The organism is Micromonospora inyonensis, from assembly GCF_900091415.1.
GTDB lineage: Bacteria > Actinomycetota > Actinomycetes > Mycobacteriales > Micromonosporaceae > Micromonospora > Micromonospora inyonensis.
Genome location: NZ_FMHU01000002.1, coordinates 2,948,108 through 2,968,074 on the forward strand (window position 1 = coordinate 2,948,108; position 19,967 = coordinate 2,968,074).

Annotated in this window: 17 protein-coding genes; 12 read left to right on the plus strand and 5 right to left on the minus strand. The window is 71.6% G+C overall.

Going from position 1 to position 19,967, the window contains the following annotated elements; translation table 11 throughout:
- Window positions 1-373: 373 nt before the first annotated feature.
- The 3 genes from GA0074694_RS27515 to GA0074694_RS32450 form a co-directional block, all read right to left on the minus strand.
- Window positions 374-880, minus strand: a complete 507-nt coding sequence (locus GA0074694_RS27515; RefSeq protein WP_218105824.1) for an SRPBCC family protein — start codon at window positions 878-880, stop codon at window positions 374-376.
- A gap of 165 nt (window positions 881-1,045) precedes the next feature.
- Window positions 1,046-3,121, minus strand: a complete 2,076-nt coding sequence (locus GA0074694_RS27520; RefSeq protein WP_091462863.1) for a multicopper oxidase family protein — start codon at window positions 3,119-3,121, stop codon at window positions 1,046-1,048.
- Between the two features lie 40 nt (window positions 3,122-3,161).
- Window positions 3,162-5,048, minus strand: coding sequence for an acyltransferase domain-containing protein (locus GA0074694_RS32450; RefSeq protein WP_218105825.1), 1,887 nt, complete (start codon window positions 5,046-5,048; stop codon window positions 3,162-3,164).
- A gap of 101 nt (window positions 5,049-5,149) precedes the next feature.
- Between GA0074694_RS32450 and GA0074694_RS27530 the strand changes: the two genes are divergently transcribed.
- The 3 genes from GA0074694_RS27530 (at window position 5,150) to GA0074694_RS27540 (ending at window position 8,160) form a co-directional block, all read left to right on the plus strand.
- Complete coding sequence (locus tag GA0074694_RS27530; RefSeq protein ID WP_091462864.1) at window positions 5,150-6,364, plus strand: RNA-guided endonuclease InsQ/TnpB family protein; 1,215 nt, start codon at window positions 5,150-5,152, stop codon at window positions 6,362-6,364.
- Window positions 6,365-6,637: 273 nt separating this feature from the next.
- Window positions 6,638-7,105, plus strand: a complete 468-nt coding sequence (locus GA0074694_RS27535) for an anthrone oxygenase family protein (protein WP_091462865.1) — start codon at window positions 6,638-6,640, stop codon at window positions 7,103-7,105.
- 122 nt (window positions 7,106-7,227) lie between these two features.
- Window positions 7,228-8,160: a DUF6410 domain-containing protein gene (locus GA0074694_RS27540; protein ID WP_091462866.1), complete on the plus strand. Its 933-nt coding sequence runs from the start codon at window positions 7,228-7,230 to the stop codon at window positions 8,158-8,160.
- Between the two features lie 453 nt (window positions 8,161-8,613).
- Here GA0074694_RS27540 and GA0074694_RS27550 read toward each other — a convergent pair whose 3' ends face one another.
- Together GA0074694_RS27550 and GA0074694_RS27555 are read right to left on the minus strand one after the other, a co-directional pair.
- Window positions 8,614-10,125 (minus strand): MFS transporter, encoded by a 1,512-nt coding sequence (locus tag GA0074694_RS27550; protein WP_091462867.1) that lies wholly within the window; start codon window positions 10,123-10,125, stop codon window positions 8,614-8,616.
- Window positions 10,122-10,589 carry an anthrone oxygenase family protein gene (locus GA0074694_RS27555; RefSeq protein WP_091462868.1) on the minus strand — a complete coding sequence of 156 codons (468 nt, stop codon included), beginning with the start codon at window positions 10,587-10,589 and terminating at the stop codon, window positions 10,122-10,124. Before GA0074694_RS27555 ends, GA0074694_RS27550 begins: the two co-directional genes overlap by 4 nt.
- 280 nt (window positions 10,590-10,869) lie before the next feature.
- Here GA0074694_RS27555 and asnB point away from each other — a divergent pair, with 280 nt between their 5' ends.
- The 9 genes from asnB to GA0074694_RS27600 all read left to right on the plus strand — a co-directional run bounded on the left by asnB (window position 10,870) and on the right by GA0074694_RS27600 (window position 19,948).
- Complete coding sequence (asnB, locus tag GA0074694_RS27560; RefSeq protein ID WP_091462869.1) at window positions 10,870-12,741, plus strand: asparagine synthase (glutamine-hydrolyzing); 1,872 nt, start codon at window positions 10,870-10,872, stop codon at window positions 12,739-12,741.
- A gap of 111 nt (window positions 12,742-12,852) precedes the next feature.
- On the plus strand, window positions 12,853-13,878 hold the full coding sequence (locus tag GA0074694_RS27565) for a methyltransferase (protein WP_091462870.1): 1,026 nt from the start codon (window positions 12,853-12,855) through the stop codon (window positions 13,876-13,878).
- A 26-nt stretch (window positions 13,879-13,904) separates the two neighbouring features.
- The gene (locus GA0074694_RS27570; RefSeq protein WP_091462871.1) at window positions 13,905-14,825 is read left to right on the plus strand and encodes a hypothetical protein; all 921 of its coding nucleotides are present in this window, start codon (window positions 13,905-13,907) and stop codon (window positions 14,823-14,825) included.
- Between the two features lie 72 nt (window positions 14,826-14,897).
- On the plus strand, window positions 14,898-15,635 hold the full coding sequence (locus GA0074694_RS27575) for an SDR family NAD(P)-dependent oxidoreductase (protein WP_091462872.1): 738 nt from the start codon (window positions 14,898-14,900) through the stop codon (window positions 15,633-15,635).
- Window positions 15,635-16,510 carry an NAD(P)-dependent oxidoreductase gene (locus GA0074694_RS27580; protein WP_091462873.1) on the plus strand — a complete coding sequence of 292 codons (876 nt, stop codon included), beginning with the start codon at window positions 15,635-15,637 and terminating at the stop codon, window positions 16,508-16,510. Before GA0074694_RS27575 ends, GA0074694_RS27580 begins: the two co-directional genes overlap by 1 nt.
- A gap of 159 nt (window positions 16,511-16,669) precedes the next feature.
- Window positions 16,670-16,993, plus strand: a complete 324-nt coding sequence (locus GA0074694_RS27585) for a TcmI family type II polyketide cyclase (RefSeq protein ID WP_091462874.1) — start codon at window positions 16,670-16,672, stop codon at window positions 16,991-16,993.
- A gap of 41 nt (window positions 16,994-17,034) precedes the next feature.
- Window positions 17,035-17,466: a cupin domain-containing protein gene (locus tag GA0074694_RS27590; RefSeq protein ID WP_245714940.1), complete on the plus strand. Its 432-nt coding sequence runs from the start codon at window positions 17,035-17,037 to the stop codon at window positions 17,464-17,466.
- Window positions 17,463-18,734 carry a beta-ketoacyl-[acyl-carrier-protein] synthase family protein gene (locus GA0074694_RS27595; RefSeq protein ID WP_091462876.1) on the plus strand — a complete coding sequence of 424 codons (1,272 nt, stop codon included), beginning with the start codon at window positions 17,463-17,465 and terminating at the stop codon, window positions 18,732-18,734. Before GA0074694_RS27590 ends, GA0074694_RS27595 begins: the two co-directional genes overlap by 4 nt.
- On the plus strand, window positions 18,731-19,948 hold the full coding sequence (locus GA0074694_RS27600; protein ID WP_091462877.1) for a ketosynthase chain-length factor: 1,218 nt from the start codon (window positions 18,731-18,733) through the stop codon (window positions 19,946-19,948). The genes GA0074694_RS27595 and GA0074694_RS27600 overlap by 4 nt, the downstream gene beginning before the upstream one ends.
- Window positions 19,949-19,967 lie beyond the last annotated feature (19 nt).

Consider the following 19,967-nt stretch of genomic DNA (forward strand, 5'->3'; position numbering starts at 1 on the left):
GGTGACGCTGGTGGGAACGAAGGCGGGGATCCGGGCCCACCAGGGCTACGCGGTGATGGCCGAACGCTCGGGTTCGGACAGGTCAGCGCAGGCGCAGCGACGGTAGCGGCGGACAGTACCCGCGAGCCGGGTCGTGTCCTCGACCGAGCCCGTGGCTCTGTCGTGGTCAGCTTGTCTCGACGGCGAGATGACCACCAGAGCCACGGGCATCCTCACACCGGGGCCCCTCGACAGGCGGGGAGCATGCAGAGGGCGATACCGGCCGCGAAGTGGACGTGGGTCGCGCAGGTCGTCGTCAGTCACGTGGACCCTCCGCCGGCCGGGGCGGCCCAGGGCGACCGCACCGGGCTCGGTGGTGACGGGCGCGGCGGTATCAGGTCGGGTCCGACACGTAGAACGTCGTCGTGGCCTCCACCGCTGCGCCGACCTGCGCCGGGTCGCCGCCTGCGGCGAGATGCGCCTCGCCCCAGGACACGGCGCTGCGCCGGCTGAACTCACGTGCCTCGGGCGACGACTCGAATCCACCCGGGTTCCCGATCCCGTCGCCGGCCAGGTGCAGGGCCAGGCCGAGCAGGCCCAGGTCCCAGCCGACCCCGGTGGCACCCGGGCCGTACGTCGAGAAGAAGACCTCGTCGACGATGGCCGTGTGGACCAGCTCGAACTCGGTGTCGCCGGCCGGGCCGGGAGTCAGGCGCAGGTCGCCGCTGACCGGCAGGAACCAGCGGCTCAGCCGCTCGGCGCTGGTGACGGCGTCCCAGACGTCGTCGATCTCCGCAGCGTATCGGCGTCGGAGCACCACCGCGTGCGGCTCGCCGGCTGGCAGGCTGCGCTTCCGCAGCTGGCGGTGCACGGCCGCCAGTTCGTCCAGTACGTCCTTCAACTCTCGCCCCCGCCTCTGCGTGGCGGCTCACCCTGCGGGCCCTCCGGCCGCAGCCGCCGCATCCACTTCCCCGGGCGGGAGCCTACTTCGGCCGGCCCCGGCGTCGACGCCACCGTTGCGACCCCCGGCGGGGTAGCCGGGGGCCGTCGTCAACGCGGCGGTTCGCTACTCCAGTTCGTTGGGGGTGTCGTGGCCGACCTCGTACGGGGTGGTCACGCCCTCGTAGACGACGTGCGACATCATGCCCGCCGCAGCGTGGTCGAGGTTGTGGCAGTGGTCCATCCACAGGCCCGGGTTGTCGGCCTTGAAGGCCACCTCCCAGATCTCCCCCACCTCGACGTTGACCGTGTCCAGCCAGAGCGGGCTGCCGGTGGCCGGCCTGCCGTTGCGGCTGAGCACCAGCACGTGGTGGCCGTGCAGGTGCATCGGGTGGTCGAAGTGACTGCGGTTGGCGAAGCGCACCTTCACCAGGTCGCCCTCGCGGACGGTGAGCGACGGGGCCTTCGGGAAGGCCATGCCGTTGCTGGCCCAGACCACGGTGAACCTCCCGTCGTAGAACCACAGCTCGTTGTCGAAGACCAACGAATGCGTCTTGGTGAACGTGCTGTCCCGGCCGAACGGGGTGGGCAGCGGCGAGCCGTACGTGGTCGGGTCGAACGCCTCCGTCGGCTTGTCCGGCCGCACGTCGCCGGTGCCGTCGGCGCTGAGCAGCAGACCGCCGTCGACGACCCGCAGTTCGGAGCCGAAGCGCCGCAGCTCGGTGAGGCGTACCGGCTGCGCGGGCATGGTGAACTCCAGGTCGTACCGGCCGCCGCCGCCGATGACGACCTGCTCGCCGGCGACGTCGGTCGGCTGGTTGACCGGGTTGCCGTCGATCGCGACCACCCGGAACGGCGTACCGGTCAGCGAGTAGCGGTGGGTGGCGCCGTCGGTGTTGATCAGCCGGAGCCGGACCGGGGTGCCCGGAGCCATCCGGCGCCGGTCGAGCTGGTCGACGGTGCCGATCGCGGGCGGCTCCAGGGGCAGCTTGTCCTCGTACCAGGTGTGCGTGGAGACGATGAGGTCCTGGGTGCCCGGGGCGAGGTCCGACTGCTCCGGCTCGATGATCAGCGGCCCGAAAAGGCCCTTCTTGACCTGGACCGAGGACTGCTGGTGGGAGTGGTACCAGTGGGTGCCGACCTCGTCCGGGCGGAACCGGTAGACGTGCGTGCCGCCGGGCTTGATCGCGTCCTGGGTGACCCCGGCGACGCCGTCCTCGGCGTTGGGCACGTCCACACCGTGCCAGTGCACCGACACGTTGGTGTCCGGCACCTTGTTGTGCACCGTCACCTCGATCAGCTCACCGCGCTTGACCCGCAGCTCCGGGCCGGGGCTCTGCCCGTTGAACAGCCACGCGTCGACCTCCCGGCCGGAGGCCAGCCGCAGCTTCGTCGCCTCGGCGACCAGGGTGAACCGACGGTCCGGGGTCTCGCTGCGCGGCCCGGTCAGGTCGGCCACGCTGACCGTACGGCCGGTCGGGTGGCCGTGCGCCCCGGCCGCGGAGACACCGCCGTGCGCGTGGTCGGTCATGTTCATCCGTCCCGGCAGGACGGTCTCGTTGGCGGCCCAGCTCAGGCCGCCGACCAGGACCAGGCCGACCACCGCGACGACGGCGACCGCGCGCAGCGCCCGGACCGGGCGGGAACGGCGGACCGGGCCCCCGTTCGCGGCGACCCGGTACCGGTACTGCTGCCAGAGCCAGAGCCCGACCAGGACGGTCAGGAAGGAGACGTAGACGGTGAGGATCGGGACGAGCTGCGGCGGTCCCATGGTGACCATGATCGCGGTGACGAAACCGGTCAACGCCCCCAGCGCGGTCGCCTGGAACGGCACGACGGCCTGCGGGGCGAAGGTCGCCAACCGGGTCTCGGCCGACGGGTTCCTCCAGTGGGCACGCCAGCGGGGCACCGCCAGCACCAGCACGGCCAGGGCGGGCAGGACCACGAGGGGCAGCGCCACCGCGACCCGGTCGGCCACGAAGAGGTAGCCGTAGCTGCCCATCAGCGCGGTGGTGACCAGGCGGCCGGCGACGAGGAGCCAGCCGAGGGCGACCAGCACCAGCATGACGGTGGCCCGGCGGCGGCCCCGCCGGTCGGAGCGGTGGTGTGGCCTACGCGCCACCAGGACCGCGCTCGTGCCCCACAGCAGGGTGAGGAAGAGCGCGGCCTCGATGTCGTAGTTGAGATAACTTTCGAACAACACGGGCAACCTCCGTGGTCAGGCATCGGTCGGGGGTGGACGGTCAGGGGCGGGCGGTCGTGCCGTCCACCGCCTCCCACCGGAGTTCGTGGCCCTCGGCCCAGATCCGCGCGGCGGCGCCGAGGACACTCCGGCGGTCCGCGACCGGCGCACCGGGCGAGGCCGGCAGCAGCGCCACCACGTCACTGGCCTTCGACCGCACCGCGCGGTGCTGGCGGGCCACGTTGGTCAGCCCCTGACCGGCACCGGCCTCCACGAGCAGCAGGTCACCGGTGGCGAGCAGCGCGTCGAGCGCCGGCCAGAAGAGCACCGGGTCGGCGATCTGGGTGGTCCAGAACATCGGGTCGTCGGCGGTGGCGGCGTCCAGCTTCCGTCCGACGTACGCGGAGTAGACCGTGTCGACCGGCGGGCCGGGGCGGGCCGCCTCGACCGCGGGCCGGGTGGCCAGCGACGCGTCGAGCACGGCCGGGCTGTGGAACGCCTGTCGCGCCTTGGCCAGCCGGCAGATGTACCCCTGCTCGCGCAGCTTGTCCTGGACCACGGCCAGCGCCTCGTCCGGACCGGCCAGCATGGTCTGCCGGGGGGCGTTGACGGCGGCGACGGCGACCTGCCCGGTCGGGTCCAGCGTCAGGTAGGGCTGGAGTTCGTCGGCGGTGGCCGCCACGGCGAGCATGCCGCCGGGCGGGGTGCGCAGCACTTCGGTGACCCGGGCCCGCATCAGCCGGACGGCGGCGGGCAGGCTGAACGCCCCGGCCAGGGTGGCGGCGACCATCTCCCCGGCGCTGTGGCCGAGCAAGGCGACCGGGCGGACCCCCCAGGAGCGGACCATCGCGCCGAGCGCGTAGCCCACGCCGAAGAGCAGCGGCTGGGCACGGGAGCCGTCGTCGAAGGGAACGCTCGGGTCGTCGGAGAGCCACTCCTCGCGCAACTGCTCCCCGCCCTCGCCCCAGAGCGTGAAGAACGTGTCCATCGCGGTGGTGAAGACCGGGTCGTGGCCGTAGAGGCCGGCACCCATGCGTGGGTACTGCGCGCCCTGGCCGGGGAAGAGCAGCGCGACCGGGCGTTGCTTCGGCACCGCGGGCCGGTGCCGCTCCAGGGCCCCGGCCGCCTCGGCGGCGTCGGCCGCCACGACCGCGCCGCGGATGCCCTCGGGGGTCGCCCGGCGCGGGGCCTGCCGGGCCAGCGTCCCGACCCGCCGCCGGTCGTCACCGAACAGGTCGCCCTCGAAGCGGGCGAGCCGCCCCATCGCCCGGCGTCGCCGGTCCTCGGTCGCCTCGTCGACGGCCGACCAGCGGATCACCAGCGGGTCCCCGGCCGGGGGCACCGGCGCGGGCGGCGGCAGCAGGAGCACCGAGTGTCCCCGCCGGGAGGTGTCCGGCACCGCGACCGGGGTGGGGGCCCGGTGGTCGGCGACCGGGTTCGGGCGGCGGCAGCCGTCGGCCAGCATACGGCGCAGGTCGCCGGGGCGGAGCACGCCGGAGCGGGTACGGTCGGCCTCGGTCAGGTCGTCGGTGGTCCGGACGACCGCCAGCGGCGGCTCGTCGGGGGACCAGGACTCGGCGAGGCGACGCAGCGCCACCACCAGCCACCGTCCCGGCTCGTCGTCCAACTCGGCCGCGACCAGGGTGAGGTCGGCCTCGGCCCGGCCCAGCAGGGTCGCCGCGTGGTGCAGCGCCGCGCAGAGGCGGGGAACGACCACCGTCGACCCGGCCACCCCCGGCAGTACGCAGACCGACCTGACCCCGCCCTCGTACCCGGCCGGGTTGGTCGTACCGGTCAGCACGAGCGAGGTCCGCCGACCCCGCCGTACGGTCGGGCCGAGCCGGTCGAACACCGCCGCGACGGTTGCCGCGCGGCCGGTGGCCCCCCGGTCCTCCTGCCCCGACGGTCCGACCGCCCACCACACGATCGCGACGTCAGTCGCTGCCATCGCGGTCACCGGATCGCCGCCAGGATGCCCCGTCCTTCAGGGCGGGAAGGAATGGCGGCCCCACTGTCACCCATGATCATCCTCTCGGGTAGGTTTGTCCTATGCGGACGGCGTACAAGTGCCGGGCATACCCGACCCCCGAACAGGCAGCGGTACTGAACCGCACGTTCGGGCGCGTGCGCGTGGTGTGGAACCGCACCCTGGCCGCCCGTACCGGCCGCTGGCGCACTACCCGTGAAGGCACCTCCTACGCGGAGACCGACCGGGCGTTGACGGGGATGAAGAAGCAGCCCGAGACGGCGTTTCTGGGCGAGGTCAGTTCGGTGCCGTTGCAGCAGACGCTGCGGCACCAACATGCGGCGATGACCGCGTTCCTCGCCAAGCGGGCCAGGTATCCGCGTTTCAAGTGCCGGCACGGCCGGCAGTCGGCGTCGTTCACCCGGTCGGCGTTCCGCCTGCGCGACGGCAACATGTACCTGGCCAAAACCCCCGGCGCGCTGCGGTTCGTGTGGTCGTGGCCCGGCATCGACCCGGCCGGGCTGGATCCGACGATGGTGACGGTGTCCCGTGACCCGGACGGCCGCTGGTATGTGGCCCTCGCCGTCGACATCGACGTCGACACCTCCACCGCACCCGAGCCGACCGGGCAGGTCGTCGGCGTGGACCTCGGCCTGACGGATTTCGCGGTGCTGTCCACCGGCGAACGCATCCCCCACCCGAGGCACATGGAGCGTCGGGAGCGCCGTCTGAAGCGCTACCAGCGGATGGTGGCTCGCCGACAGCGGGGCTCGGCCAACCGGGCCAAGGCCAGACGGAAGGTTGCCCGCGCGCACTCGCGGGTGCGGGACGCCCGCCGGGACTTCCTGCACCAGACCAGCACTGCTCTGGTGCGCCGGTTCGACGCCATCGCCGTGGAGGACCTCGCCGTGGCCAACATGGTCCGCAACCGGTCTCTGGCGAAGGCGATCTCCCGCACCGGCTGGGCCGAGTTCCGCGAGATGCTCGCCTACAAGACCCAGCGCGCCGGCCGGCACCTCGCCGTCATCGACCGCTGGTACCCGTCGTCGAAGACCTGCTCGACGTGCGGGCATGTGCTCGCCACGCTCTCCCTGGGCATCCGTCACTGGCGGTGTCCGTCCTGCGGCACCCGGCACGACCGGGACGTCAACGCCGCCCAGAACATCGCGGTCGCGGCCGGGCTGGTCGAGACCATAAACGCCTGCGGAGCGGACGTCAGACACGAAGGTCCTCCTTCTGTGCGGTCCGCCGTGAACCAGGAAACCCCACCCGCGAGGGTGAGAATCTCCCGCCTTTAGGCGGGAGAGGATGTCAACTCTCTCCCGCTCCGGGCCCTATTACCGCCGGCGACCGTGTAGGGCTGTCCAGCGGGTCGCGCCGATGTCGTCCAAGTCCGGACCGACAGTGGCGGTCGGCTCTCGAAAACGGTTCGAAGGCATCTGGAAGGAAGCCCTGCTCCCCGGTTCTCCAGCGATCCTCAGAGTTGGCGTTGAGACCCCGGTCCGAGGATGTCCGGAAGCCAGCTCGGCCACCCGTGGTCGAGCCACCCTCGGGTTGGAAGCGAGAACGAGATGACCTGGACCCAGCTCCTGGTCCCGATCACCCTGACGGGTACCGGGATGGCGGCCGGCGGGCTGATGATCACTGTGCTCGGTGGGGTGCCGCTGCTGCTCCGGCTGCCGACCGACCAGTACGTGCCGATCCACCAGTTCCTGGTGACCCGCTTCGATCCGTTCATGCCGATCTGCATGATCACGTCACTCTTCGTCGACCTGGTGCTCACCGTGGTGGTGGACCAACCGGTGGCACGGATCGGCTTCGGTCTGTCCGCCGTCCTGCTGCTCGGCGCGATGGTCATCTCGATGACCAAGAACGTCCCGATCAACCGGTGGCTCAAGACCCTCGACCCGGAGCGGTTGCCGGAGAACTTCGAACAGATCAATCCGCGGGTCCGCTGGGGCAGATGGAACTCGATCCGGACGACCCTCGTCGTCATCGCCCTGGGGCTCAGCGCGATCGCCGTCGGCCCGTTGCTCTGACGCGGCCCCGTCGTCCCCCGGCTGTCTGCCCCCCGTTCGTTGCTCGTCGATCAGATACTCACCCGACCGACCGTGACCGGTCGGGTACCGGACGATCCCCCTCGATGGAAGGTACGCACGCGATGAGCCATGACACGGACACCGCCGGCCGGGCGGTGGACCACTCGGACACACCCGCCGACCGCCGCTTCGTGATCGGCCGCGACGTCGGCACGGTCGCCAGTTGGTTCCGCATCCTCTACGGACTGATCGCGGTCGCCAGCCTCTGGTACCGGATCGATAAGGCCTTAGACGGCGGCGAACTGGTCATGATGGTGGTCTGGTTCGCCGTGATCGCGGCGATCTACACCGCCGTCATCTGGTTCTTCGGGCGCATCGACCGGTTCCAGGGTGTCAGCCCGTGGATCCCGTCGGCGCTGCTGCAACTGCCGATGATGCTCTACCCGATGGGCATCGGCTCGGCCCCGATGCACCAGGCGCTGGCCGTCTACACCACGCTCGGCGTGCTGCTCTGCGGTGTGGCGCGGTACGGCGGGCTGGAGGTCGCCGCCCTGCCGATGCTGCTGCTGGGACGCCGGACGGTGCTGTACAGCCCGTTCAACGCCATCGACATCACCGAGCAGGCGTTCCGGCGGGAGCGGACCCGGGGCGTCCTGTGGGCCACCTCGCTCGCGCTGACCGTGTTCGTCCTCATCGAGTACTGGTGGGTGGGCCTGCTGCTCAGCGTCCCGCCGGTGAAGGACCTGATCGGCGAGTCGATCCGGCTCCCCGGCTACTGGGTGCTGCTGCTGCTCGTCCCGGTCGCCTGGTTCGCCGCCCTCGCGGCGCGCGGCCGGGACCGGTACCGGGCGCTTCCGCTCGGCCAGCGGTGGCCGGGGCTCGCCGCGGTGGTGCTGCTGCTGCTCGTCCCGATGCTCGGCAACCGGCAGGTGCCCGACGCGCTCTGGGGCATCATCATGTTCGCCGGTCTGGTCGTCGGCCTGGTCACCCTGGTCCGCCTGCCGTTCCGCAAGGCGTCCAACCGCCGCGAGGTGGGCGTCGCCCCGTCGCACTGATCCGTCCCGTCGCCGATCGGCCGGGCACCCCACCGGGTGCCCGGCCGATCGCCGTCAGAGGGTGGTGGCCCCGGCGATGACCTGGTCGATGGACCGGCGGGTGAGGCCAACCGCCGGGTCGGCGGTGATCAGCAGGGTGGGAGCGGTGCGGCCCGCGGCCCGGTCGCGGGCTTCCGGGGGTGCGCGGGTCGTCGGTCCACGCTGCCGGCCGTCGTCCAGTAAGGGCGGCGGAGATCCACGCGCCGTGCGCGGGTTTGACCCGGACGGGCCCCTCGCCGGGAAAGAAGTGGTGGTCGGTGAAGCCGACCGGCGGGTCGGGCGCGCCGTACAGGCTGAGGACGCCGTCGACGTCGAGCAGGAGCAGGGGCCGGGTCACCCGAAGGTCGGACGCACGACGTCGGGGTGCCCGGTGGTACCGGGCACCCCGACGGAGGATCCTCAGCTGGTGCGACGTCAGCGGGCGGCGGCGTCGACCCTGCGGGGCAGGACGAAGACCAGCGCCACGACCAGGAGGCAGAGCACCACCTGCACGCCGAGGGTCCAGCTCATCGCGTCGACGAAGCGGGCCCGGCTCGCGGTGTCCTGGTCGGCGAGAAGGCCGAAGAAGACCGCACCGGTCACCGCGACGCCGAGCACCCCACCGGTCTGCTTGAAGGTGGAGAAGATGCCCGACGCGGACCCGGCGTCGGCGTGCGGGATACCGGCCAGGGTGACGTTGAGCATCGGCGTGCTGACCAGTCCCATCCCGACGCCGACCACGGAGAGGCTGACCACGATCGGCAGCGAGGTGAGCCGGTCACCGGAGGCGACCACCACCGCGTTCAGGCCGGCCATGCCGAGGGTCATCAGCACCGCGCCGACCACCAGGGCGGTCCGGCCGGCGGTCCGGGCCAGCGGGATCGCCACCATCGAGGCGAGCGCGGTGCCGATCGCCCAGGGCGCGACCGTCCACCCGGTCCGGTCGGCGGTGAAGCCGAGACCGCTCTGCAGGAAAACCACGAAGGTCAGGAAGAAGCCCCACATCAGCGCGGAGACGATGAGGTTCGCCAGCACCCCGGCGGTGAACGCCCGCTGCCCGAACAGGTGCAGCGCAACCAGCGGCGACTCACCGGCCCGTTCCTTGCGCCGCTCGAAACGGACGAGTAGCACGAACGCCGGCACCGAGACGGCCAGGCAGACCCACGACCACCACGGCCAGCCGAGTTCCCGGCCGTACATCAGCGGGTGCAGCAGGAGCAGCAGCGCGGCGGCGGCCAGGAAGACACCGCCGAAGTCGAAGCCACGTCCCCGCTCGTCGCGGGACTCGGGCATCCAGGCCACCGCGCCGAGGAAGGCGGCCAGGCCGATCGGCAGGTTGATCAGGAAGATGGTTCGCCAGCCCCAGCCGAACAGGTCGGCGCTCATCAGCACCCCGCCGAGCATCGGGCCGGAGACCGTGGCGAGGCCGATGACCAGACCGTAGACGGCGAGCAGCGGGGCCCGGCGGGCGGGCGGCACCAGAACCTGGAAGACCGCGAGGATCTGCGGGCCCATGATCGCGGCGGTGATGCCTTGCGCCACCCGGGCGGCGATGAGCCAGCCGACGTCACCGGCGACCCCGGCGAGCGCCGAGGCGATGGTGAAACCGGCCAGACCGACCAGGAACGCGCGCTTACGGCCGAACGCGTCGCCGATCCGACCGCCGGTGACCAGCAGGAGGGCGAACGGCAGGGTGTACCCGGCGAGGACCCACTGCATCGAGGCGTAACTCGCGCCCAGTCTGTCCTGGATGGACGGTATCGCGATGTTGACCCCGGTGGTGTCGAAGCCGGTCATGAAGGCGGCCACCAGCACCACGGTGAGCACGACGCCGAGCCGCCGCGCGGGTGGCGGGGCGTCGGTGGCGGTGGTGCCGGCCGGCGGGGCGGTGGCGGCTGGCGGCGGGGTCACCACGTCGGGCGTGGTGCCGGGGGTGGTCGCGGTCACGGCAGCACCACCACGCCCGCCGCGGTCACCGTCAGGGCCGCCAGGGCCAGCGCCGTCCGCAGCTGGTGCAGGCGCCGCCACTGGGGTCGGGGGTCGTCCCAGTCGTCCGGTACAGCGTCCGGGTCGACCCGGAGCACCCGCTTGTTGATCGGGACGTTGCCGAGGTGGGACACCCCCTGCACGCCCAGCGCCAGCACCGAGGCCAGGACGAACAGCCACCGGGTCGCCGGCTCCTCGACCAGGAAGATCAGTGCGATGTCGGCGAACATCGTCGAGTTGACGATCAACGGCATCGACGGGTGGTATCCCTGGCCGAGCTTGCGGTGCAGGGTGATGTAGCTGCCCGCGGGCATGGTGTAGAGGGTGGGCAGCACGCTCACCGCCACGGCGAAGAACACCCCCGCCACGATTCCGCTGCCGCCGACGGCGACCACCGCCAGCGCCTGGGCAATTGTCTCTCTCATCGGCTCGCCATCTTCCGTCGCGTCCGGCAACGAACTCCGCCAGCGATGCTCACGGCCCCGCCTCGAGCCGACGTGGAGGAAAGCTCGACGCCGCCTGCGTCCCGGCCGGTCGGGGGCGGGCGACGACACCGACGTGCGTGGCCTTCGACCGAGCCCCGAGGCAGACCCGAGACGCGCCGCTGAGCATCGACCGCGAGCAGGCGACCGGGCGGCGTGACGCATCGCCCCGGTCCGGGGCCGCGCTGCACGCCTAACGACCGCGAATGTGAGGAGACGAGCCATGTCGGGTATCGCTGGCTGGGTTGACTACGAGCGGGACCTGTCCCGCGCGCATTCGACCGTCCGCGCCATGAGCGCCACGATGGCCAACCGGGGACCGGACGCGGAGGGGATCTGGACGTCGCCGCGTGCCGCCATCGGACACCGCAGGCTCGCGCTGGTCGAGCTGGTCGAGCTGGACGGCGGCCGGCAGCCGTACGTCGTCGAGGCGGACGGGCAGGTGCTCGCCGTGGTCTCGCTCGACGGTGACGTGTACAACGCGCCCGCGCTCCGCGCCGAGCTCGAGTCGCACGGACACCGGTTCCGCAGCCGGGGCGACGCCGAGGTGGTGGCGTACGCGTACCTCCAGTGGGGGGCCGGGCTGGCCGAGAAGCTGGAGGGTGGCTACGCCTTCGCGGTGTGGGACGTCCGCCGCGAGGAGCTGCTGCTGGTCCGGGACCGGCTCGGCAACAAGCCGATGTTCTACTACCCCACCCCGCACGGCGTGCTCTTCGCCTCCGAGCGGAAGGCGATCCTGGACCACCCGCAGGCCGAGGCCGTGGTCGACGTCGACGGCCTGCGCGAGATCCTCTCCTACGCCGGAACCCCCGGCCACGGCGTGTTCAAGGGCATGTACCAGGTGCGTGCCGGGCACGTCGTCCGGGTCGCCCGCTCGGGGCACCGGGAGGAGCGGTACTGGGCGTTGGAGGCGCAGCCGCACACCGACGACCTGGACACCACCGTGGCCACCGTCCGGGAGCTGCTGGAGCAGTCGGTCGGCGGGCAGCTCACCGCGGACGTGCCGCTGGGCATGATGCTCTCCGGCGGCCTGGACTCCTCCGGGGTGACCGCGCTGGCCGCCCGGGCGCTCAAGGAGCGCGGCGAGGGGCCGCTGCACACCTTCACCGTGTCGTTCGGCTCGGTGGAGGAGTTCACCCCGGACGAGGTCTGGGGCTCCTCGGACGCGCCGTACGTGAAGGAACTGGTCGACGGGATCGGCGCCGAGCACACCGACATCGTGCTGGACACCGCCGACCTGCTCGACCCGATCGTCGCGGCGAACGCGCTGCGGGCCAAGGACGTGCCGAGCCCGCTGGGCAACATGAACACCTCGCTCTACGTGCTCTGCCGCGCGGTGCAGGAGCACACCCCGCTGGCCCTGCTCGGCGACGCCGCCGACGGTGTCTTCGGCGGCACCATGTGGATGTCGATGCCGCCGCTGATCGAGGCGCAGACCTTCCCGTGGATCGCGATGGCCCACTGGGGCGGCGGCAAGCACGGCATGGGCACCGACCTGATCGAGGCGGGCCTGCTGGAGCGGCTCGACATGCGCGGCTACACCAGCGGCCGGTATCGGGAGGCGATGGACCGGGTGCCGCTGCTGCCGGGTGAGACCGGCCAGGAGAAGCGCATGCGCGAGATGTGGTACCTCAACGTCACCAACTGGCTGGAGACGCTGATCCCGCACTCGGAGTCGATCGCCGGTTCGGTCGGGCTGGCGCTGCGGCTGCCGTACTGCGACCACCGCCTGGTGCAGTACGTCTACTCCGCCCCGTGGGCGCAGAAGAGCTTCGACGGCCGGGAGAAGAGCCTGCTGCGCGCCGCGGTGAGGGACGTCCTGCCCCCGTCCATCGTGGACCGCAAGAAGTCGCCGTACCCGGTGACCCAGGACGCCGCGTACGCCAAGGCGCTCTGCGACCAGCTCCTGACGCTGACCGAGGATCGCGACGCCCCCATCGCCGGGCTGGTCGACGTGACCGCCGCGAAGGCGTTCGCCGCCGACCCGGACAGCCTGATCTCCGGCCCGCGCGCGTGGGTGGCCCGTACCCACGTGGAGATGCTCTTCCAGCTCAACATGTGGCTCGACCAGTACCGGGTGCGGGTCGACCTCTGACCGGCACCGTCCCAGTCGTCTTCGATCCCTCGTCGAGGAGCGGCTGCCAGCGTTTTCCGAGCATCGTGGCGACCACCACGGCCCGCACCACATCCCGAAGGAGCCTTCGTAATGGGAACCAAGAACTCTGACCTGTCGATCCTCGACCTCGCGGCGGGCTACTGGTCGGCCAAGACCTTCCTCAGCGCGGTCGAGCTGGGCCTGTTCGGCGTCCTCGCCGAGGGCGGCAAGACCGAGCCGGAGATCCGGGAGGCGCTGAGCCTGCACCCCCGCGCCACCCGGGACTTCCTGGACTCGCTGGTCGCCCTCAAGGTGCTCGCCCGGGACGCCGAGGGGCGCTACTCGATCAGCCCGGCCGCCGCCAACCAGCTCGACCCGAAGCACCCGTCGTACCAGGGCGGCTTCCTCCGCATGCACGCCTGGCAGTACGGCGTCTGGGGCAAGCTGACCGACCTGCTCAAGACCGGTGACATGCAGGCGCACACCGACCGCGACTTCAACAAGTTCTACTCGCGGCCGGAGTCGGTGCGGAACTTCATGTCCGCCATGGACGGCGCCAACTCGGCGGTCGGCCCGGCGCTGGCCGAGAGGTTCGACTGGACCGAGGTTCGGTCCTTCGTGGACGTCGGCGGCGCGCGGGGCAACATCGCCGCCGTGATCGCCAAGGCTCACCCGCACCTGAACGCCGGCACCTTCGACCTGCCGCCGGTGCAGCCCTTCTTCGACGAGCACATGGACCAGCTGGGCATGACCGGCCGGGTCACCTTCCACGCCGGTGACTTCTTCAACGACCGCCTCCCCACCGCCGACGTCCTGGTCTTCGGCCACGTGCTTCACGACTGGAACGACGAGCAGCGGATCGCCCTGCTGCGCAAGGCGTACGAGGCGCTGCCGGTCGGCGGCCGGGTCATGGTGTACGACGCCCTGATCGACGACGACCGCCGCGAGCCGGCGAACCTGCTGCTCAGCCTCAACATGCAGCTGGTCACCCCGGGCGGTGGCGAGTACACCGGGGCGGACTGCCAGCGTTGGATGCGCGAGGCCGGCTTCACCGAGACCTCGGTCCTGCCGTTGACCGACGCAGACTCGGCCGTGATCGGGCGCAAGACCGCCTTAACACGACCGGGATCCATCTGATCCCGCCACGAAGGAGAAACGATCCTGTGACAGCGAAACCCGATACCGGGCGCGCCGCGATCTCCCGGCGTCGCCTGCTGATGGGCACGGCCGCCGGGGCCGCGCTGGCCGGCCTGTCGGTGGCCGCACCGGCCACGGCCGCACCGGCGTCCACCTCCGGCACGACCCCGGTGGACATCGTCATCCACCCCGACAGCTTCACCGCACCGAGCCAGCTGCGCGGCGGCTCGGTCACCTTCCGGGTCAGCACCCCGGAGCCCGGTGGCCGGTCCCTGCTGCTGGTTCGACTCCGGTCGGGAGTGTCGGTGGACCGGTTCCTCACCGCGTTGGCGGCCACCTCGGCCTACACCCCGGCCGAGCGGGCCGCCGCCGAGCGCGAGATCATGGCCTGCGCCGAGAACCTCGGCGGCGCGGTCGTGACGCCGGACTCGCGGGTGTCGTTCACGCAGTTCCTGCTGCCGGGAACGTACCACCTGGTCAACTTCGACTACACCAGCGCCACCGCGGTGCCGCAGGTGAAGCCGCTGACGGTGACCCGGCTGGGCGCCCCGCGGTTCCCGGACGTGGACGACTACGTCCTGCACCGGGAGCGGAACGACAACGTCTCGTTCCTGCTGCCGAACCGGACCCTGGCGGCGACCGGTGAGCACCTGGTCGTCAACACCACCCGACACAACAACGAGGCGGTCCTGTCCCGGCTCGCGCCGGGCGCGACGGCGGAGGACGTGGCGGAGTACTTCGCGGCGATCAAGAACGGCCAGTGGCCGAGCGAGTCGCCGGTGACCACCATGCCGGTCGGCCTCGCTCCGCTCTCGGCGGGCCAGAAGGCCATCGTCCGCACCGAGCTGCCCCCCGGCGCGTACCTCCTCTACTCGTACGCGACCAACGCCGAGACCGGCTACCCGCGTGCGGTCGAGGGCCTGTACCGCATGGTCACGCTGGTCTGACCGACCCCCTGAGCACCATCGAGCAAGCGGCGCCGCCGGCTCCGGCGGCGCCGCCCGAAACCCGGAGGAATCGTGGATCTTCAACTGGCCGGCAAGCGCGCCCTGGTCACGGGTGGCACCCGCGGCATCGGACGCGCGATCGTCACCGCCCTGGCCGGGGCCGGCGCCTCGGTCGTCACCTGCTACCGCCACGACCGTGAGGCGGCCGAGAGCCTCGAGCGGGAGCTGAAGGCGACCGGCGGCAGGCACCAGGTGGTCCAGGCCGACCTGCGCGACCCGGCGGAGGTGACGCGCCTCGTCGAGGTCGCGAAGACCGAGCTGGGCGGGCTGGACATCGTGGTCAACAGCGCCGGGGTGGACAGCCACGCGCCGGCCGCCGAGGTGGCCCTCGACGAGTGGCGGCGGGTGCTGGACACCAACCTGACCGCGTTCCACCTGGTCACCCACGCCGCCCTGCCGCTGCTCGGCGCGGGCGCGTCGATCGTCAACGTCGGCGCCTCGGTGAGCACCCGGGGCCTGGCCGGGAAGGCGCACTACACCGCCAGCAAGGCCGCCATCAACGGCTGGATGCGGTCGGTGTGCAAGGAGGTCGGCCCGCGCGGCATCCGGATCAACGAGGTCTCCCCGGGCATCATCGAGACCGAGCCGGGCGCCGGCCTGCCGCCGGAGATGTACGAGCGGATCAAGTCCAACGCCGCGCTGCGTCGCCTGGGCACCTCGGAGGACGTGGCGAACGCCGTGCTCCTGCTGGCCAGCCCGCTGGCGGCGTACGTGACCGGGGCGACCCTGCACGTCGACGGCGGCATCTGATGGCCGCCCGGAAGGTGGCCGTCCTCGGACTGGGCGGCATGGGCGGCGGCATGGCGCACCGGCTGCTGGACAGCGGCGTCGAGCTGACCGTCTGGAACCGCACCGCGGCGAAGGCCGCCGGGCTGGTGGCGGCCGGCGCGCGGCAGGCGGAGTCGCCGGCCGAGGCGGTCGCCGACGCGGACGTGGTCCTGGTCAGCCTCGCCGACTCCGAGGCTGTCGAGCAGGTCCTCTTCGGCGCGGTGTGCCCGGCGGCCAAGCCGGGCACACCGATCATCGACACCTCCACGGTCTCCCCCACGTACGCCCGGGAGGCGGGCGAGCGGGCGGCGAGGGCGGGGGTGAAGCGGATCGAGGCGTGCGTGGTCGGCAACCCGCACCAGGCGCGCAACGGCGAGCTGCGGGTGCTGACCGCCGGCACCCAGGACGACCTGGCCGAGGTGGCCGACGTGCTGGCCCTGCTCGGCCCGCAGGTGGTCTACCTGGGTCCGCCCGGGATGGCCGCCACCATGAAGCTGGTCTTCAACGCCATGCTCGGTGCCCAGGTCGCCTCGATGGCCGAGGCGGTCGCCTACGGCGAGCGCTCCGGCCTGGACCGGGACATGCTGCTGATGGCGGTGGAGCGCAGCGGCTTCAGCTCCAAGGTGATGTCGTTCCGGGCCGCGCTGATGCGCGAGCGCAGGTACGAGCCGGCCGCCTTCCGGACCCGGCTGATGAACAAGGACCTCCGCCTCGCCCTCGCGGAGGCGGCCAAGGTGGGCGTGGACATGCCGGTCATCGAGCGGTCCGCGGTCACCTTCACCGAGGCGATCGACGCGGGCTACGGCGACCAGGACGCCGCCGCGGTGCACGAGATGCTCAGCCGTAACGACGCCTGACGGCGGTCTCCACCCCGGTGGGTTCGCGAATGCTCCATCCGGGCTTTAAGCGCCTTCGAGGCGCCGACGAAATCATTTCGCAGTACAGACCGGGATGCCTGGCCGAGCCTGATCGGCACTCCTGGCGATCAACCCTGCATCAGCCGAAAGGAGAGGACTGTGCACCGGACGCTCATTGTGGCCCGTATGAACCCGGCGGATGCCGCGTCGGTCGCCAACATTTTCGCCGAATCGGACGCCACCGAACTGCCCCACATGATCGGGGTGGACCGGCGGACGCTGTTCCGTTTCCACGACCTCTACTTCCACCTCGTGGAGGCGGACAAGTCCATCGACCGGGACCTCTACAAGGCGCGCAGCCACCCGCTCTACCAGGACATCCACGACAAGCTGGCGAAGTTCATCAGCCCGTACGACCCGGCCTGGGCGGAACCGAAGGACGCCATGGCCGAGCCCTTCTACACCTGGACGCCGGACAAATGACCGTCACCGGGGCCGGCACCGCAGGCCGAGAGGAGAAAACCGTGACCACCACGAGCGCCTTGAAGGTTTCGTGGAGCGACGTACAGCCGAACAGTCGGCGCGGCGGTGATGTCCGTATCATGCTCAGCCCGAAGACGGTGAAGTCGACGACCGGATTCGGCGGAATGCTCACGCTGGAGCCGGGCGAATTCGTGTGCGAGCACATTCACCCGTATTCCGAGGAGTCCATCTACGTGGTGAGCGGTCAGATCACCATGCGGATCGACACCGAGTACGTGGACCTCGGTCCGGGTGAGGCGTGCCTGGTGCCGATCAACGTCAAGCACCGGGTGGAGAACCGCGGCCAGGAGCCGGCCCAGGTGATCTTCCACCTCTGCCCGCTGGCGCCCCGCCCCGAGCTGGGGCACATCGACACCGAGTTCCTGCCCGGCCGGGAGAACGAGCCGGCGCCCCAGGTCGGAGGGCACCTGTGAGCACACCGCGCGTCGCGGTCACCGGCATCGGCGTGATGGCGCCCGGCGGCGTGGGCCGCCAGGCGTTCTGGGACATGATGACCGCCGGCCGGACCGCCACCCGACGCATCACCTTCTTCGACCCGTCGAACTTCCGCTGCCAGGTCGCCGCCGAGATCGACTTCGACCCGGCGAAGATGGGCCTGACCCCGCAGGAGGTCCGCCGGATGGACCGGGCCGCCCAGCTGGCCGTGCTGGCCACGCGGGAGGCGGTGGAGGACAGCGGGCTGACCCTGGACGACCTCAACCCGACCCGCACGGCGGTCACCGTCGGCAACGCGGTCGGCTGCACGATGGGCCTGGAGACCGAGTACACGGTCGTCTCAGACGGCGGTCGCAAGTGGATCGTCGACCACGAGTACGCCGTCCCGGAGATGTACGACTACTTCGCGCCCAGTTCGCTGGCGCGCGAGGTGGCCTGGGCGACCCGTGCCGAGGGCCCCGCGTCGGTGGTCTCCTCCGGCTGCACCTCCGGCATCGACGCCCTCGGCTACGCGGCCAACCTGATCCGGGAGGGCGCGGCGGACATCGTCATCGCCGGCTCGACGGACGCGCCCATCTCGCCGATCACGGTGGCCTGTTTCGACGCGATCCGGGCGACGTCGACCTTCAACGACAGCCCGGAGTCGGCCTGCCGACCGTTCGACGGCAACCGGCGCGGCCTGATCCTCGGTGAGGGCGCGGCGATGTTCGTCCTGGAGAGCACCGAGTCGGCCCGCCGCCGGGGCGCGCCGATCTACTGCGAGATCGCCGGCTACGCGACCCGGGCCAACGGCTTCCACATGACCGGCCTCAAGCCGGACGGGCGGGAGATGGCCGAGGCGATCCGGCTGAGCATGGCCCAGGCGAAGCTCAACCCGGAGGACATCGACTACGTCAACGCGCACGGCTCGGGCACCAAGCAGAACGACCGGCACGAGACCGCGGCGGTCAAGGCCAGCCTGGGCCAGCGGGCCTACGACGTGCCGATGAGCTCCATCAAGTCCATGGTCGGTCACTCGCTCGGCGCGATCGGCTCGATCGAGGTGGCCGCCTGCGCCCTGGCCGTCAAGCACAACGTGGTGCCCCCCACGGCCAACCTGACCACCAGGGACCCCGAGTGCGACCTGGACTACGTACCGAACATCGCGCGTGAGCACCGCACCGACGCCGCGCTCAGTGTGGGCAGCGGGTTCGGTGGCTTCCAGAGCGCGATCCTGGTCGTCGACCCCGAGGCGGTGCCGGCATGAAGACAGCGGTGGTGACCGGCCTGGGCGTCATGGCGCCCAACGGCATGGACACCGAGACCTACTGGTCGTCCATCCTGGACGGCAAGAGCGGCATCAACCGCATCCAGCGGTTCGACGCCCCGCGCTACCCGGTGAAGCTCGCGGGCGAGTTGGCCACCTTCGACCCGGCCGAGCACGTGCCGAGCCGACTGCTGGTGGAGACCTCGGCCATGAGCCACCTGGCGTTCGTGGCCGCCGAGATGGCGATCTCCGACGCCGAGGTCGACCTGACCCAGCTCCCCGAGTACGAGATCGGCGTGATCACGGCGAACGCCACCGGTGGCGTCGAGGTCGGCCAGCGGGAGCTGGAGAAGCTCTGGACGCAGGGCCCGGAGCACGTCAGCGCGTACATGTCGATCGCCTGGTTCTACGCGGCCACCACCGGGCAGCTCTCCATCCGGCACAAGCTGCGCGGGCACTGCGGCGTCGTGGTGTCCGAGCAGGCCGGCGGCCTGGACGCGATCGGCCACGGCCGGCGGGTGCTGCGGCAGAACCACCAGCTCGTCCTGGTCGGCGGCACCGAGTCGGCGATGTCGCCGGCCGGTGTGGTGGCCCAGATGCCCACCGGCAACCTGAGCCACAGCGACATCCCGGACGCGGCGTTCCTCCCGTTCGACGTGCGGGCGGGCGGCTACGTCCCGGGTGAGGGCGGCGCGATCCTGGTGGTCGAGGACGCCGAGACCGCCCGCCGGCGCGGCGCGCCGCGGATCTACGGGGAGATCGCCGGCTACGCGGCCACCTTCGACCCCCGTCCGGGCGGGGACCGCAAGCCGACGCTGGAGCAGGCGGCCCGGCTGGCACTGGCCGACGCGGGCGTCGAGCCCCACGACGTCGACGTGGTCTTCGCCGACGCGTACGGCGTGCCGGAGCTGGACCGGATCGAGGCCGCGGCGATCAGCGCGATCTTCGGCCCGAACAGCGTGCCGGTGACCGCGCCGAAGACGATGACCGGCCGGATCTACGCCGGTGCCGGTGCCCTCGACACAGTCGGCGCGCTGCTGTCCATCCGGGACGGCGTGATCCCGCCGACGATCAACGTCGACACCCTCGCCCCCGGCTGCGACATCGACCTCGTCCGGGAGCGCCCCCGAACCGCGCCGGTGCGCACCGCGCTGGTGCTCGGGCGCGGGCACGGCGGGTTCAACTCCGCCGTCGTCGTCCGTGCCACCTCGTAACGACACCCACAACCGACTG

Excerpts from the sequence above, each read along its gene's own strand:
- GA0074694_RS27600 (WP_091462877.1), top strand. The coding sequence starts at position 18,731 with ATGAAGACAGCGGTGGTGACCGGCCTGGGCGTCATGGCGCCCAACGGC.
- asnB (WP_091462869.1), top strand. The coding sequence starts at position 10,870 with ATGTCGGGTATCGCTGGCTGGGTTGACTACGAGCGGGACCTGTCCCGC.
- GA0074694_RS32450 (WP_218105825.1), bottom strand. The coding sequence starts at position 5,048 with ATGGCAGCGACTGACGTCGCGATCGTGTGGTGGGCGGTCGGACCGTCG.
- GA0074694_RS27535 (WP_091462865.1), top strand. The coding sequence starts at position 6,638 with ATGACCTGGACCCAGCTCCTGGTCCCGATCACCCTGACGGGTACCGGG.
- GA0074694_RS27555 (WP_091462868.1), bottom strand. The coding sequence starts at position 10,589 with ATGAGAGAGACAATTGCCCAGGCGCTGGCGGTGGTCGCCGTCGGCGGC.
- GA0074694_RS27565 (WP_091462870.1), top strand. The coding sequence starts at position 12,853 with ATGGGAACCAAGAACTCTGACCTGTCGATCCTCGACCTCGCGGCGGGC.
- GA0074694_RS27580 (WP_091462873.1), top strand. The coding sequence starts at position 15,635 with ATGGCCGCCCGGAAGGTGGCCGTCCTCGGACTGGGCGGCATGGGCGGC.
- GA0074694_RS27530 (WP_091462864.1), top strand. The coding sequence starts at position 5,150 with ATGCGGACGGCGTACAAGTGCCGGGCATACCCGACCCCCGAACAGGCA.
- GA0074694_RS27540 (WP_091462866.1), top strand. The coding sequence starts at position 7,228 with ATGAGCCATGACACGGACACCGCCGGCCGGGCGGTGGACCACTCGGAC.